This window comes from Trichocoleus sp. FACHB-591 (assembly GCF_014695845.1).
Lineage (GTDB): Bacteria > Cyanobacteriota > Cyanobacteriia > FACHB-46 > FACHB-46 > Trichocoleus.
The window spans coordinates 40,491-55,960 of the sequence record NZ_JACJPA010000032.1; the positions used below are offsets into that span (position 1 = coordinate 40,491).

Sequence of the window (15,470 nt, forward strand, 5' to 3'; positions counted from 1 at the left end):
CTCCCTTAGCTCAACTAGTTACTAACTAAAGCAGTTATATCGCTGCTCATAACACATTTTGCTCAAAATGTTTGCTATTTGTTCACAGCTTCAATAGGCGAAATAGTTTAGCTTGAGCATTAGATGTGATGGCTCATTGGCGATGAAGGGAATCAAAGGCTATCTGGCTAGCTTGTTCGACAAAGAGTTTATTCCCACTGGCCTGAAAACAGCTTTATTTGTTGGCTCTCTCTTGTTTGTGATCAATCACGGTTCTGCGACGCTCCGAGGTAACATGACCCGCGATCGCTGGATTTCTGGAGCTTTGACTTATCTCATGCCCTATCTCGTCAATGTCTACGGGCAACATACTAGCCGCTGTCGAGGGCAGCAAAGCAGGCCCTTGATTGAAGTCAGTACACAGGAGATTTAAACAAGAATTATCTCGGCTCTCCTTTGAATTGATGCCCCCACGAATAAACTGAACCAGCAGCAGTTTTGGGGAATGAAGATGATGACAACTCATCAGTGGAACGCTGACCTATACGATCGCAAACATAGTTTTGTCGCTGAGTATGGTGCGGCATTACTGGATTTACTCAATCCGCAACTAGAGGAACAGATTCTCGATTTAGGCTGTGGCACTGGGTCACTCACTCAAAAGATTAGCGATCGTGGTGCTGAAGTTCTTGGCATTGATCGTGCTGCCAGCATGATTGCCCAAGCCCAGCAAAATTATCCCAACTTACGCTTTGAAGTCGCTGATGCCAGCAACCTACCTTTTATAGAAGAGTTTGATGCCATCTTCTCTAATGCAGTGCTGCACTGGGTCAAGCCACCTGAAGCTGCGATCGCTAGTATGTGGCAAGCACTGAAACCAGGAGGTCGCTTGGTGGTGGAGTTTGGAGGGAAAGGCAATGTGCAAGCGATCGCTTCTGCCTTAGAGCAAGGCTTGAAAGAGAGCGGCCATCCCAACCCCGAAGCCCTCAACCCTTGGTACTTCCCTAGCATTGGCGAATATACAGCCCTATTGGAAAAGCAAGGCTTTGAAGTCTGTTTTGCGGCGTTGTTCGATCGCCCTACGCCCCTCACCGACGCAGACGGCATCCAAAATTGGATCAAGATGTTTGCCCAGTCTTTTCTGCAAGCCGTTCCCACTGAGCAACAAACAACCTTTCTCGCCCAAATTGCCGAACGCATCCGTCCCCAACTCTACCAAAACGGCACTTGGGTAACCGATTACCGCCGGATTCGCGCGATCGCCCTCAAGCCTTAAACCTAGCTTCTATCCTTAACCCAGCAAGAGTAAAGCGATTAGAAGAGCAGATGCGATCGCTAGGAATACTGTGCCTGTCCCTCCATCAGCGTCTTTAGCTTTCGTCAAGTCGTGGCTGTAGTCACAATAGACGCACTGAAACAAATCATCCTCGCTGTGCAAGCACCGCACCAAGCCCTTCTTGCCACACTTGGGACAGTCCAACACTTCCGGTTCTGTCATAGGTTTTGCTCCCGATCGCAACGCCCGGTTACGATCTATTCCAACTCTGCCTATGTTGCGATCGCAGAGCTTACCTTCAAGCTAGATCACGATTGAGGTCACTAGCCTAAATTGCAATGCTTCCTCACAAGTTGCGTTACTGGGTGCCAAGCGATTAGTGTCGAGCTAGTAGCGGAGCCGCCCCCAGTAGCGTTTGAGTGTAGGGGTGCTTCGGATTGGTAAAAATCTCCTTGGTTGAGCCGATTTCTACAATCTTGCCGCCATTCATCACCGCAATGCGATCGCAGAAGAAACGCGCCACCCAGAGATCATGAGTGATGAAGAGATAGGTGAGTTCAAACTCCTGCTTTAGCTCCCGCATCAGCTCCAATACTTGCGTTTGCACCGTTGCATCCAGCATACTCACAGGCTCATCGCAGATTAGCAGCTTCGGGCGAGTAATTAGGGCACGGGCGATCGCCACTCGTTGTTGCTGGCCTCCAGAGAGATCTGCTGGGTAGCGCTGGTAAAATTCCTCAGCAGGCGTGAGTCCCACCCGCTTCAGCATGTACAAAACCTGCTGCTTCACCTCAACCGAGTTTGCCAACTGGTGAATCACCAGCGGATCGCCAATACTCTGACCTACCGTCATCAGCGGGTTGAGGCAAGCCCGTGGGTCTTGAAACACCATTTGCATTTGTCGCCGTTGTTGCCGCATCGCTTCCTTAGAGAGGCGAGTGAGGTCTTGCCCCAGAAACTCCACCTTGCCGCCCGTAGGCCGAATCAACTGCAAAATCGTGCGTGACAACGTACTCTTGCCACAACCCGACTCACCCACCAAGCCCAGCGTTTCACCTGAGTACAGATCCAGGTTGATCCCATCCACCGCCTTAATCGTCTGCTCTTCTTTGTTAAACAGACGCGCGATGAAATTTTGCTCCAGCGTGTAGTACTGCTTCAAATCTTCTACCCGCAGCAACGCATCTGGTGAGGCCCAAGGGTCGGGGATCGCTCCTGAGCCAAAGGTTTCGTCACTCGCAGACTCGATAACCGAGGAATCTGGCAACGGAATCGGTGCATCCGCCGGAACCGCCTGAATATGCAGCGCCGACTCTAATAAAGCTTTGGTATAAGGATGCTGAGGTTTTTCCAGCACCGTAGCAGTCGGCCCTGTTTCTACCATCTTGCCGTCATACATCACCGCAATGCGATCGCAGTACTCGCCTACCATCGCCAAATCGTGCGAAATCAGCAGTAGTGCCATCTCCCGCTCTGCACATAGTCGCGTCAGTTCCTGCAAAATCTGTGCCGAAACCGTCACATCCAAACTCGTCGTCGGCTCATCCGCCACAATCAGCTTCGGGTCAAGCAATAGCGCCAACGCGATCGCCACTCGCTGCCGCATTCCCCCACTAAACTCATGTGGGTACTGCGCCCACCGACTCGCCGGAATCTTCACCGCTTCCAACGTCGCGATCGCCCGCTCCTTTGCCTCTCGCCGCGACAACTGCGGCTGATGAGCTTGCAGCGTCTCCAGACAATGCTCTCCAATCGTCATCAACGGATCAAGTCGAGTCATCGGATCTTGGAAGATCAGCGCCACCGCCTCACCCCGAAACCGCCGCAACTCTCCTGGAGACAAATCAAACACTGACTGCCCCCGAAACGTCACCCGCCCCTCCACCTGACTATTAGGAGGCAACAACCGCATCGCCGCCCGCCCCAACGTAGACTTGCCACAACCCGACTCCCCCACCAACCCCAAGCGATCGCCCGGTTGCAGCGTAAACGACACATCATCCACCGCCCAATCGATTCCCCCATCAGCCTTCTGCCCCCGGCTTGAGGCAGGATAGGCAACTCGGAGGTTTTCTACAGAGAACAAAGCTTCAGAGGGCATAAGAGGAAGGATGAAGGAGGAGGGATGAAGGATGAAAGGTAGTTAGGAGCCAGGGAGCAGAAGAAGTAAAGGTATCGAAACGCTTACACCCAGCTTCGTTTGGAGGGGGTCTGGGGGACGCAACCGTCCCTCAGCGGGGGTTTGGGGGCAAGCGCCACCAAAGGCTTGGTTTTAGAAAGACTTGGTTCTGGAAAAACTAAGGCCCCTGACTCATAGAAATCTTCTTTAACGGCTCCGGCTTATCAAACCGCCGCATCAAATAGGCCACCCCAAAATCCCCATTTGGATGTGCCTGCAAATATTCCGCCAACTCAAACACCCGCGCCGCCAACTCTGGCCCCAACTTATCAATTGTCGCCTGTTGCTCCGCGATCGCATACTCCTTCTCTCGAATGCGAGTTTGCCACTCACTAGAGAAAAGCTGCTGAATTACCGTATGCAGCCCCATCTTCTCTAAAACATCCCATTCCCCGTGGTCGCACCAGATGCCGCCACAATCTAAACAGCGCTCCACATAAAAAGGAATTCTTACCCCCACCTTCGCCCGCGACAGGTAGCGACCACACTCCGGGCACAACGCAGCCTTCGTATCAAACGGAGACTGGACAAATTCCACATCCAGCACCTTCGGCAGTGCATCAACCGTTGGCTGAGGTTGATGAGCTTGCCAAGATTCATACTCCGTCGCTGGAATCCAAGTACCTTGACAATCAGGGCAGCACTTCGCTGCCAACGCAGGAGCCAGCGTACTATCTACCAGCTCTACTCGTCGATCTTTGGGACATTGCACAGGCTAGCTTCCCCTCCAGTAGAACTTGCCGATTTAACGATTAGGGTATCAGGTTGGGGAATCAGGGTAAACGTCACTCCTCATCCACCTGCAACAGCACATTACAGTAACCAATCAGCAAATTCAGGCGATCGCTAATCTGCACCTGGCGCTGCTGAGCCGTACTCGATTGGCGAGCTGCTTGCAAGAACATGACGTCCGTTCCCATCAACTTGAGTTGTTTATTCATTTCAATTTGATAAGACTGTACGCGCTGTTCCACCGTCGTATCAGGATGATTTTCCCAACTGAGCGTTAGAACTTGGCGCTGAAAAAACTGCTGGATCTCTTGAAATGCCACGATTAAGGCAGCGGGATCAGGCTTCGCTTGAGTCGCTTTTACTTGAAGCTGCTCGAGCGATCGCAGAAATTCTTGATAGATTTGGCGATGAGCCTCTGGCAACATTCGGCGCGTCTTTAGTTAAGATTAGAATAAGAGTTTGTTCCTACTATTAAACCTAAGGTTTGATGCAGCTTTGAGGCTGCGACCTTAAGGTTTAAAGGCAAGCTACCAACTTTAATTAAATCAACCTTATATTCGTTAGTATTTTCTAACTCAAATATCATCGTGATTTGGCTTCAGCGAGGCGGGGATCACGGTTTTTCGATTATTTTCCGTGGATTTGCACCGCAAGTCCCCTCTATTGCAACAGCTATCGCATCTTTATACAACCTCTATCACAATAGCTAATTGCCTATTGGCTGGGCATGCTTGTATATCTAAACACATTTAGATGCAGTAGAATCAGCCATACTCTACCGCCCCTTATTCTTCCCTCACTTCCACAGCATGAACGTAACGGCAACAGTTCCCACTACCCCCTTTGTCGTTCCTGACTGGCTTCAGGAATGCTTGCTCACACAGCAAAAAGGTTCTGAGGCCAATGCAACTGGTCATTTTGAGGAAACAGACCTCATTTGTCGGGCATTCGAGTTTGCCTATCAGCTGCATGAAGGGCAATACCGCGCCTCTGGGGAACCTTACATCGCTCATCCTGTTGCCGTTTCGGGGTTACTGCGAGACTTGGGAGGCAGCAGCGCCATGATTGCAGCGGGCTTCTTGCACGATGTGGTAGAAGATACCGAAGTGACAGCCGAGGAAATTGAGGAACGTTTTGGCCCAGAGGTGAGGCGGTTGGTAGAGGGAGTCACCAAACTGTCAAAATTTAATTTCTCTAGCAAGCGGGAACGTCAAGCTGAAAATTTCCGCCGCATGTTCTTGGCGATGGCTCAAGATATTCGGGTGATTGTGGTGAAGCTGGCCGATCGCTTGCACAATATGCGAACCCTAGAGCACCTGCCTGATGCCAAGCGCCGTAGCATTGCCCAGGAAACCAGAGAAATCTTTGCACCGCTTGCCAACCGCCTGGGGATCGGTCGGTTTAAGTGGGAATTGGAAGATTTATCGTTTAAGTACCTAGAGCCAGAAGCTTACCGCGAGATGCAGCAATTGGTGTCTGAAAAACGCACCGATCGCGAAGAGCGGCTCAACAAGGTAGCAGAAATTCTGCGCGATCGCCTCCAACAAATTGGGGTGCAGCATTCGGAGATTAGTGGTCGTCCTAAGCATCTTTACGGCATTTATCAAAAGATGCAGCGGCAGCAAAAAGAATTCCACGAGATTTACGATGTGGCTGCGGTGCGGGTGATTATGCAAAACAACGATGAGTGCTATCGCGCTTTAGCCGTGGTTCACGACTCGTTTCGCCCGATCCCCGGTCGCTTCAAAGACTACATCGGCTTGCCCAAGTCCAACCGCTATCAATCTCTGCATACCAGCGTCATCGGCCTGAATGGACGTCCGTTGGAAGTCCAGATTCGGACCGTCGAAATGCATCATGTGGCGGAATACGGGATCGCCGCCCACTGGAAATATAAGGAAACAGGGGGCAGTAGTACGCTGCTGACTGCCTCGGATGAGAAATTCACTTGGCTGCGGCAGTTGCTGGAGTGGCAAAGTGACCTCAAAGACGCTCAAGAGTACTTGGAAAGCGTCAAAGATAATTTGTTTGATGGCGATGTCTACGCTTTCACGCCCAAGGGTGATGTGGTGCCCCTCTGTCCTGGCGCAACTTCGGTGGATTTTGCTTACCGCATCCATACCGAAGTAGGCAATCATTGTGCAGGTGCCAAGGTGAATGGTCGCATCGTCACGCTGGATACGCCATTGCAAAACGGCGACATTGTCGAGATTCTCACCCAGAAGAACTCGCATCCTAGCCTCGACTGGCTCAACTTTGTAGTGACTAGTGGCGCTAGAAACCGCATTCGTCAGTGGTACAAGCGATCGCACCGAGATGAGAATCTATTGCGCGGTCGAGAACTATTAGAAAAAGAATTGGGCAAGAGTGGCTTTGATGCCCTACTCAAGTCTCAACCCATGCAAGCGACGGCGGAGCGCTGCAACTATCACAGTGTAGAAGATTTGCTGGCAGCTTTGGGCTATGGAGAAGTCACGCTGAGCTTGGTGGTCAACCGTTTACGAGAAACGGTCAAGGCTCAACAACCTGTAGTACCTGTGCCAGAAGTGTTGCCACTGCATACCAGCACTCGGCCTGTCCCTGTTGCCCCCACCAGCAAGTCTCCGATCGCCGGAGTGGAAGGGTTGCTGTATCACTTGGCGGGCTGTTGTAACCCCGTTCCAGGAGAGCGCATTATTGGGGTAGTGACGCGCGGGAGTCATGGCATTTCGATCCATCGCCAAGGCTGCCAAAACAGCGACCAAATCCCTGGCGATCGCCTCGTTCCTGTGAGTTGGAACCCCATTGATGAGGAGCGGGCCAGACCTCAAAACTATCCAGTGGATATTCAAATTGATGTGATCGATCGCGTCGGGGTGCTGAAGGATATTCTGTCTCGCCTGACCGACAACAACATCAACGTCCGCAATGCTCAGGTGAAGACCTTTCCCGATCAAACCGCCACGATCAACCTCGGCATCGATATTCGCGACCATGCTCAGCTAGAGCGTACCTTCAGTCAAGTTAAGAAGCTCAGCGATGTGCTCAATATTCGTCGCCTGAACCAAATTGAAGATTAAGCCAAGGCGATCGCGCTACTAACCCAGCACACAAGTCAGGTGAATCAGTGGCAGGATGAAGGAGTTCGGACGACTACCTGTGATCTTGCATGACCCCCGCTGCTCGTACCAATCCCTTCCTTGCCCTCAACTACGAACCTGCGTTTGAATCGTTGGGGGAAGACTACTCTGATGTGGTCGCTGCCGCTGCGTTTCCTGCCCAAATTTTGCGGTGGCGCAACGATGACCTCCTGCCCAAAATCGGCCTCGACCCGCAAGCGGTGACAGACGAAGACTTCATTGAGGCGTTTGGGAGATTTGAGGGTCGCCAACCGCTGCTGGCAATGCGTTACCACGGCTATCAGTTTGGTGAATATAACGCCTTTTTGGGGGATGGTCGCGGTTTCCTTTACGGTCAAGTGCGCGGTACTGATGGTGAACTCTACGACTTTGGCACCAAAGGCTCTGGCACCACACCCTATTCTCGCGGTGGCGACGGCAGATTGACGCTAAAAGGTGGCGTGCGGGAAGTCTTAGCAGCAGAAGCACTCAACTATTTAGGCGTGCGGACTTCCCGGTGCTTGAGCATGATTGAAACCGGAGAAAATTTGTGGCGTGGTGATGAACCCTCCCCCACTCGCTCCTCGGTAATGGTGCGTTTCAACCGATCGCATATCCGCTTCGGTACCTTTGAGCGTCTGCACTATTTGAAACGCAAAGATCTGATTCAAAAGCTGCTAGACCATGTGATCGAGTACTACTATCCTCACCTGCAAGGAGAGAGCGATCGCTATGCCTTGTTCTATGCCGAGTTAGTGCAACGAGTGGCGGAACTAGCAGCGCAGTGGATGTCCGTAGGGTTCTGTCATGCGGTGCTGAACACGGACAATATGTCGATCACCGGAGAAAGCTTCGACTACGGCCCCTATGCCTTTATGGATCGCTACGATCTGCGGTTTACGGCAGCATATTTCGACTATTCTGGGCGCTATTGCTACGGCAACCAACCGGGAATCTGTCAGCTCAATCTAGAGATGCTACAAACACCTTTATCTGCGGTGATGGCGATCGCGGATATGGAAGCGGGCTTAGCGAAGTTTGGTGACTATTACTATGCTGTCTATCGCCAACGCATGCTCAATAAACTCGGCTTCGCTGAGCTACCAGAAGCCGAGACCGATGAACTCATTAAACGGACGCTGCAATTGCTGGAAGTGTGTGAAGTGGGATACCACGCTTTCTTTCGTGAGTTAAAACAACAGTTCAACGCCAGTTGGCGAGAAGATGGCGGCATTCTCAACAACGCTGACTTCGCCACCACCGATGAGCAAAAAACCTGTTTAGACCGTTGGCGGCAATATTATCACACCCTCCTAATTAGCCAGTCTATTGAGGAAATGGAGAACATCGCCCAAAGGCTCAACCAACATAACCCCACCACGCCGTTGATCCGCCCTGAAATTGAAGCGATTTGGGCACCGATCACCGAAGAAAACAATTGGCAACCCTTCTATGATTTGCTAACCAAAATTCGTACTGGAAATTAAGGGCGATCGCTTCTAAGCTGCCCTATATGGTGATGGGAGATTCAATATAAATTGTGGGTTCTTGCAACACAAACTCAATCCCAAAGTTCCTCAATTGCTGAGAGATTTTGGTGTTGGCAACCTCTAACAACCGCTTCCTGAGTTGCAGGGAATTTTCGCTAGAACCCAAGATAAAAAATGTGACTCTGGCTTGCGTCGCTTGAGGTGGAGCTTGCTGAGTAAAAGTAATATTGGTACTGCCTGGGTCAATCCCAAACACTGAATCTGTACTTTCGATAATTACCTGTTGTACTAAAGCTTGCTCTCGATCTTGCAGATTATTCAAAAAATCTAGATAGAGCAAGACCATGATTTTCTTGCCCCTGGTAATATTTTCAATCTCTAGGTTGGCCAGTGTTGAATTTGGCACAATAAACAGCGTACTTTTAGCCGCAGTGCGAATTTTAGTCGATCGCAAGCCAATCGATTCGACACGACCAAACAACCCGCTTGGCAAGCGAATATAATCACCTGGCTCAAAGGGGCGATCGAGATACAACACCACAGTACTTAGCAATTGCTCCAGGGTTTTTTGGGCAGCAAAGGCGATCGCCAACCCCCCTAAACCTAAGCTCGCCATCAAGCCAATTAAGTTAAACTGCTGACTCTGAGCAAAAGCAAAGACAGCAATAAATCCAATCAAGACATTGGCTAACGTTTCTACCACCAGCAACAGCTCATCGACTTCTCTCCCCACTTTCCGCACTAAATCAATGCCATAAGTGCGAACAAATTGCCGAAATAACCTAGAAGCAAGCCAAGCTAAACTTATAACGACTGCTAAATCAACAAACGGCTTAATAAAGCCATAAAACGCAGGATAGACTCGAATCCAAGCTAGGGACCAGGAAATTAAAACGAACGTGCCAGCAACCTTGAAAATTGGTTTAATTGGTTCAATTAAATGATCGTAAATTTCCGCAACTTGCTCTGGCGAAAACCGTCGAATTACTGACTTGACAATTTCAGGAGTGTAGCGGCCAACCAGTAAAGAGAGCAGCAAAAATAATAAGAAAACGGTTGCTCTTTGCAATATTGCTCTGGCAACATCAACTTGCAGGAAGCTAGAAACTGAATTAGCAATGTTCATCTAGATTTAGATGGTGATGGGAGCATCCACATAAATGGTTGGCTCTTCGATATCAAATGTAATGCCGTAGGTTTTAAGTTTTTCTGTAATGGTTTGATTGGCAATGTCAAGAAGTTGCCGCCGCAGCGTCATCGAAACTTCTTCTGAGCCTAAAATAAAGAAGGTAACTTGAGCTTGCGATCGCGCTTGTCCTAAAGCATCGGTGAAATCCTTAAATGTGACAATTGTGTTTTGGGTATCAATGCCAAAAATATCATCTGTACTATCAATAATGATTTTCTGAACTAAAGCTCGGTCAGCGATCGCAATGACTTGATAGAAATTCAAGTAAACCAAAGCCATCACTTTCTTACCGCCTGTGTAATTCTCAATCGTTAACTGTGTTAAAGAACTATTTGGCACAATCACTAGCGTTCCTTTACCAGATGTGCGGATTTTAGTTGAGCGCAAGCCAATCGATTCTACTCGTCCAAATACGCCATCTGGTAAGCCAATATAATCATCTACGACAAAGGGGCGATCGAGATATAAAACAATTCCTCCTAAGAGTTGTTCTAGTGTTTTCTGGGCAGCAAAGGCCACCGATAAACCGCCAATGCCCAAGCTGGCAATTAAACCAACGATGTTAATGCGGTGCGTTTGGGCAAAGAGCACGATCGCGATGATGACAATGCCGATATTCACCAGCAATTGCATCAAAATTAGAAATTCACTATTCGACTTCCGTCCACTTTTAATAACAGCTTCTAAAATATAAAACTCAAAGAATTGCTTGAATAGACGGGAGACAAACCAACTGGCTGTAATCGTTAAACCCAGGCTGACAGGCACCTCAACAAACGCCTGCTCCCGCTTTTCAGGAATCAATAGTGCTAGAAGTTCTACCAATCCCAAAATTGCCACTATCCATCCCAGTTCTTGGTGTGGCTCCACGACTTTTTGGTAAAACTCTTTCACCCCTGGCGAGGCAAAGCGATCGAGCAGTAAGTTGACCCAAGCAGGAATCCGGCGACCGCCAAACCCCAGTAGTAGCACCATCAATGTGAGCAACCCTAACTCTATGCTTGTACCAATACTCAAAGAATCCAACATTAATAATTCCTCTTGGTGTTCCTATCTTAGAAGAACTCTGAAACACCTACTTCAACAAAAACCTGTCGGCATTGTGCTGCTGATCGGGTAAAACCGAGGTAGTAACTTTTGGTTCTGGAGCTTACGGATGTCGAGCGATCGCCTGCGCCAAGTTGAAAAAAATCTGAATCGTTTACGTATCCAGTTAGAGGGGAAAGAAGATACGTTAACGTCGATCGCCCCAGAAGAGAGAGCCCGGATCAAACTTCAGATTGCTGATTTGAAGGCAGAGATGCAGCCGTTTGAAAGAGAGTATTGGGAGATTTTGGCGGAGCAGTCTGGAAGTGTAGCGATCGCCGAACCAGCGCCAGAAGTTGTAGTTGCTGAGATTATCGAGCAGGTCGGGCAGTTGCAAACGAGCCAGCAATATCCTGATGAGGTGCTGGAATGGCTCCAGAAAATTTATGCTGAAGTTACCAAGCCAGAACCCTCTGCTACAGCCAAATTAAAGGGGGCGTTGTCACTCTTGCCGCCGTTTGTGAATGTGTCCTATGAAGCGGAGGTAGAGCCCGGAAAATTGTTGCGAACTCATTTCCGCAAGTTGATTAGGTATGCTCAGGAACTAGCAAAAAAGTCATAGCCCGCGATCGCGATCTGGTTGTAGGGGCGCATCCCAAACTCAACTTACCACCTGCTAAGCGAGAACCCACCCAGGCAAAACTGCTGCAAGCCGTCACGACAGAAGTCGAGGAACGGTTAGCCCAGTCGTTGCACAATGCAGTGTGGTTAACGCTAGGCATGGAGCGGCAAGACTATCGCGTGCAGCGGCCTTGGTCAGCAACAGTAGTGCAAACACAACAGTCGGGGGAAGTTGTAGAAACTGGAACTCGGATTATTGAGGTGTTCGATCGCCCCGAACTTGCTCGGCAACTGCTAATTTTGGGAGAGCCAGGAGCTGGCAAGACGACAATGATGCTGGAGTTGGCACAGGATTTGCTGTACCGAGCAAGGACAGATAAAGCGGAACCAATTCCTGTATTACTCAATCTGTCTGCTTGGAAAAATCCAAAGCAATCCATTTTTGAATGGTTGTTGAGTGAGCTAAGAACCAAGCACGGTCTGAACCAAGCTCTAGCATTACAATGGCTTAGAAAACATCAAATGCTGCCATTGCTGGATGGATTAGATGAAGTTGCACCGCAGCATCAAAAAGCATGTGCCTTAGCACTAAATACCTGGCTAACAGGAGAGCTAGCCCAGCAACCTTGCGGGGTGTTGGTCTGCTGTCGGCGAGAAGAATTTGAGCAAGTCGTGCAGCAACCGTTGAGCTTGTATGGGGCGATTTATTTACAAGCATTAAATCCTCAGCAAATTGAACACTACTTTGCACAATTTGAGCTGCAAGATGTATGGCAAACCGTGCATCAAGATGTTGCATTACAAGAGTTGCTGACTAAACCTCTGTTTTTATCAATGTTTGGTTTAGTTGCTACTCAGCTAAAGTTTTCGATTAGCGATTGGCAAGCTCGTACAACATCTGAGCAAAAAATTGAATATTTATTTGATACTTACTGGGAGGCAGCAATCGAGCGAGAGTTAATTCTCGATCCGGTTGAACGGCAAAGAGGCATTCGCAGCAAAACCTACGGTATCAACGTGCTACCAAGTCGTCAGGAAGTGCGGCGCTCTTTGGTCTTTGCTGCCAAAATGCTGAACTATGACTCTAGCACCGAGCTATTAATTGAAAAGATACAACCTACTGTACTGCTCACCCAACAGCAAAAATGGTCATACCAACTAGTTCTTGGGATAATTTTTGGACTAAGTGTTGGGCTGATTTCCGGATTGGTTATTAACATAACTAGCGGCCTGATTCTTGGATTGCATGGTAGCTTGATTGCTGGTTTCGTTGGTAGGTTACATACTATTGAACCTATAGAAGCAATCTCAATTTCGATGTCTCTTGAAGCATGGCGAGAAGTTTTACGCTCGATCCAGAGACACTTGATCATTCGGCTAATTGCCATTCTAACTCCCGTACTAATTTCTATACTAGTTGGTGTGCTGATTAGTGTTCTAATTCTCGTACCAATAGGTATGCTAATTACTCTGTTTGTTGGTACGCTAATTCCTATACTGGTTAGCTCCTTCATCGGTGGGCTGATTGATGGCTTCAAGGCAGATATTCAAATTCGGACTGAGCCGAATCAAGGTATCAAAAACTCATTCAAAAATATGGTGATTGTAAGTGCGATTGCCGTTGCAACAATCTTACCTTTTAAGATTTTCTTAGAAAAATTCTTGATAGGCGTGGTTGATGTGAAAAACATCCCCGGCATTGTCTCAGGCTCTATCTTTTGTCTAGTTTTGTTTAGTTCCCACAAAGGGGGTGGGCAAGCACTAATCCAACATTTGGCTCTCCGTATCGTCCTGGCCTGGAATCGTTACGCCCCGTTTCGCTATGATCTGCTTCTCAACTACTGCACCGAGCGGCTCTTGTTACAGCGCATTGGCGGCCGCTATCGGTTTATGCACAAGCTACTGCAAGACCATTTTGCCAAAATGGATTTGTAGGTAGGCTAGCCAGTAGAGTAGGCAAGTAGGCAAAGCCTTTAAGGTTACGGAGCAACCATGACAAGGGGAGTCACACAGGGGAAAACGATCGCGGCGATCGCCACCGCCATTGTGCCGCAACAAGGTAGCGTCGGTATTGTGCGTATGTCTGGAGCTGAAGCAGTCGCGATCGCCAAAACCCTCTTTCATGCTCCTGGGCAGCAAACTTGGCAGAGTCACCAAATTCTCTATGGCTATGTGCGCCACCCCGAAAAGCAACAAGTAGTAGACGAAGCTTTACTACTACTAATGCTGACTCCCCGTTCGTACACCCGTGAAGATGTCGTGGAGTTTCACTGTCACGGTGGCATCATGGCCGTACAGCAGGTATTACAGCTTTGCCTAACACAAGGAGCGCAACTGGCGCAACCGGGAGAGTTTACCCTGCGAGCATTCTTGAATGGCCGACTCGACTTGACTCAAGCCGAAAGTATTGCCGATTTAGTCGGAGCGCGATCGCCTCAAGCCGCTCAAACCGCTCTAGCAGGCTTGCAAGGCAAACTCGCCCATCCTATTCGTCAACTCCGAACCACTTGTTTAGATATCTTGGCCGAAATTGAGGCCCGGATTGACTTCGAAGAAGACCTCCCACCCTTGAATGAGCCCGAAATTCAAGCCCAACTGCATCAAGTGGTGGCTGAAGTGACTCGGATTCTGGCCACTGCCGAACAAGGAGAACTGCTGCGGTCTGGCCTCAAAGTGGCGATCGTCGGTCGTCCCAATGTCGGTAAATCCAGCTTGCTCAATGCTTGGAGTCGCAGCGATCGCGCCATCGTTACCGATCTCCCTGGCACCACCCGTGATGTGGTCGAGTCTCAGCTAGTAGTCGGTGGTATCCCCGTACAAGTGTTGGATACCGCAGGAATCCGCGATACCGAGGATCAAGTAGAAAAAATTGGTGTAGAGCGATCGCGATCAGCAGCCCAAGCCGCTGATTTGGTGCTATTTACCATCGATGCTCAAGCAGGTTGGACAGAGGCCGACCAAACCATCTACGACCAAGTGCAGCACCGACCGCTAATTTTAGTCATCAACAAAATCGATCTAGTCGCCACTTCCCATCTAGAATCCATCACTTATCCTGAACCGATTCGGCGCGTTGTGAGGACAGCCGCCGCCCAAAACCAAGGAATTTCTGATTTGGAGCAAGCCATCCTCGCCACTGTCCAAACCGAAAACCTGCAAGCTGCCAATCTAGATTTAGCCATTAATCAGCGCCAAGCCGCCGCTCTCACTCGCGCTAAAACTGCCCTCCAGCAGGTCCAAGCCACGATGAGCGATCGCCTCCCCCTTGACTTCTGGACCATTGACCTACGGGGAGCCATCCAAGCCTTAGGAGAAATCACAGGCGAAGAAGTCACCGAATCCGTTCTCGATCGCATCTTTAGCCGTTTTTGTATTGGTAAGTAAGTAATACTGACGAATGAGAAGGCCTTAGAAAGTGTTTGTAAAAGGTCGTTAAGCAGTGCTTGATTTCCACCTCTATGAAAGAATTGCCAAAGTTCTGACAGACAAAGGGTATCGAGGTGAATTAGCAACCCTGATTCAGCGAGCCTTCGGGGAGCGGCCAGTAGATCTCGAAATTAGCCAACGTCCTGAGGAGAGCAAAGGCTTTCAAGTCGAACCCAAGCGATGGATTGTGGAGCGCCCTTGAACCTGGTTAGAGAATGCTCATATCCTCACTCGCGATTACGAACGCTTACCCGAGAATCACGAAGGCATGATTTATGTGGTTATGATTCGATTGATGCTGCGGCGATTAACGAAGAATCGCCGGAGATCCAACACCCACAGGAGCACCGCAGGGGCCGCTTTGACATCAGCTGTGTTGGCGGCAGTGACATAGCATTCTAAGACCAGTCCCAGCACATCGACGACAAGATGGCGCTTGCGCCCCTTCACCTGT

General features: G+C 49.4%; 15 protein-coding genes. 8 read left to right on the plus strand and 7 right to left on the minus strand.

Annotated features, from left to right (window positions below; genetic code table 11):
- Positions 1-142: 142 nt before the first annotated feature.
- Positions 143-412: a nitrate/nitrite transporter NrtS gene (nrtS, locus tag H6F90_RS05360; protein WP_190550873.1), complete on the plus strand. Its 270-nt coding sequence runs from the start codon at positions 143-145 to the stop codon at positions 410-412.
- A gap of 78 nt (positions 413-490) precedes the next feature.
- A complete protein-coding gene (locus H6F90_RS05365; protein WP_242024344.1) occupies positions 491-1,255 on the plus strand; it encodes a class I SAM-dependent methyltransferase in 765 nt (254 codons plus the stop codon).
- 15 nt (positions 1,256-1,270) lie between these two features.
- On the opposite strand, the gene H6F90_RS05370 is transcribed toward H6F90_RS05365, so the two are convergent.
- From H6F90_RS05370 to patD, 4 genes are all read right to left on the minus strand, one after another.
- Positions 1,271-1,477 (minus strand): hypothetical protein, encoded by a 207-nt coding sequence (locus tag H6F90_RS05370; protein ID WP_190550875.1) that lies wholly within the window; start codon positions 1,475-1,477, stop codon positions 1,271-1,273.
- Between the two features lie 154 nt (positions 1,478-1,631).
- Positions 1,632-3,356 carry an ABC transporter ATP-binding protein gene (locus tag H6F90_RS05375; protein ID WP_190550877.1) on the minus strand — a complete coding sequence of 575 codons (1,725 nt, stop codon included), beginning with the start codon at positions 3,354-3,356 and terminating at the stop codon, positions 1,632-1,634.
- Between the two features lie 196 nt (positions 3,357-3,552).
- Complete coding sequence (locus H6F90_RS05380) at positions 3,553-4,146, minus strand: zf-TFIIB domain-containing protein (RefSeq protein WP_190550879.1); 594 nt, start codon at positions 4,144-4,146, stop codon at positions 3,553-3,555.
- A gap of 73 nt (positions 4,147-4,219) precedes the next feature.
- Positions 4,220-4,591, minus strand: a complete 372-nt coding sequence (gene patD, locus H6F90_RS05385; RefSeq protein ID WP_190550881.1) for a heterocyst frequency control protein PatD — start codon at positions 4,589-4,591, stop codon at positions 4,220-4,222.
- A 384-nt stretch (positions 4,592-4,975) separates the two neighbouring features.
- On the opposite strand from patD, the gene H6F90_RS05390 reads away from it, so the two are divergent.
- Together H6F90_RS05390 and H6F90_RS05395 are read left to right on the plus strand one after the other, a co-directional pair.
- Positions 4,976-7,225 (plus strand): bifunctional (p)ppGpp synthetase/guanosine-3',5'-bis(diphosphate) 3'-pyrophosphohydrolase, encoded by a 2,250-nt coding sequence (locus tag H6F90_RS05390; RefSeq protein WP_190550883.1) that lies wholly within the window; start codon positions 4,976-4,978, stop codon positions 7,223-7,225.
- A gap of 89 nt (positions 7,226-7,314) precedes the next feature.
- A complete protein-coding gene (locus H6F90_RS05395) occupies positions 7,315-8,751 on the plus strand; it encodes a YdiU family protein (protein ID WP_190550885.1) in 1,437 nt (478 codons plus the stop codon).
- A 22-nt stretch (positions 8,752-8,773) separates the two neighbouring features.
- On the opposite strand, the gene H6F90_RS05400 is transcribed toward H6F90_RS05395, so the two are convergent.
- Positions 8,774-9,880 (minus strand): mechanosensitive ion channel family protein, encoded by a 1,107-nt coding sequence (locus tag H6F90_RS05400; protein WP_190550887.1) that lies wholly within the window; start codon positions 9,878-9,880, stop codon positions 8,774-8,776.
- Positions 9,881-9,886: 6 nt separating this feature from the next.
- The gene (locus H6F90_RS05405) at positions 9,887-10,972 is read right to left on the minus strand and encodes a mechanosensitive ion channel family protein (RefSeq protein ID WP_190550889.1); all 1,086 of its coding nucleotides are present in this window, start codon (positions 10,970-10,972) and stop codon (positions 9,887-9,889) included.
- Between the two features lie 127 nt (positions 10,973-11,099).
- Between H6F90_RS05405 and H6F90_RS05410 the strand changes: the two genes are divergently transcribed.
- From H6F90_RS05410 to H6F90_RS05425, 4 genes are all read left to right on the plus strand, one after another.
- On the plus strand, positions 11,100-11,591 hold the full coding sequence (locus tag H6F90_RS05410; protein WP_190550892.1) for a hypothetical protein: 492 nt from the start codon (positions 11,100-11,102) through the stop codon (positions 11,589-11,591).
- 140 nt (positions 11,592-11,731) lie between these two features.
- The gene (locus H6F90_RS05415; RefSeq protein WP_190550894.1) at positions 11,732-13,525 is read left to right on the plus strand and encodes an NACHT domain-containing protein; all 1,794 of its coding nucleotides are present in this window, start codon (positions 11,732-11,734) and stop codon (positions 13,523-13,525) included.
- A 57-nt stretch (positions 13,526-13,582) separates the two neighbouring features.
- On the plus strand, positions 13,583-14,974 hold the full coding sequence (mnmE, locus tag H6F90_RS05420) for a tRNA uridine-5-carboxymethylaminomethyl(34) synthesis GTPase MnmE (protein ID WP_190550896.1): 1,392 nt from the start codon (positions 13,583-13,585) through the stop codon (positions 14,972-14,974).
- A gap of 55 nt (positions 14,975-15,029) precedes the next feature.
- A complete protein-coding gene (locus H6F90_RS05425) occupies positions 15,030-15,218 on the plus strand; it encodes a hypothetical protein (protein WP_190550898.1) in 189 nt (62 codons plus the stop codon).
- Positions 15,219-15,289: 71 nt separating this feature from the next.
- On the opposite strand, the gene H6F90_RS31400 is transcribed toward H6F90_RS05425, so the two are convergent.
- Positions 15,290-15,466, minus strand: a complete 177-nt coding sequence (locus H6F90_RS31400; protein WP_190550900.1) for a transposase — start codon at positions 15,464-15,466, stop codon at positions 15,290-15,292.
- Positions 15,467-15,470 lie beyond the last annotated feature (4 nt).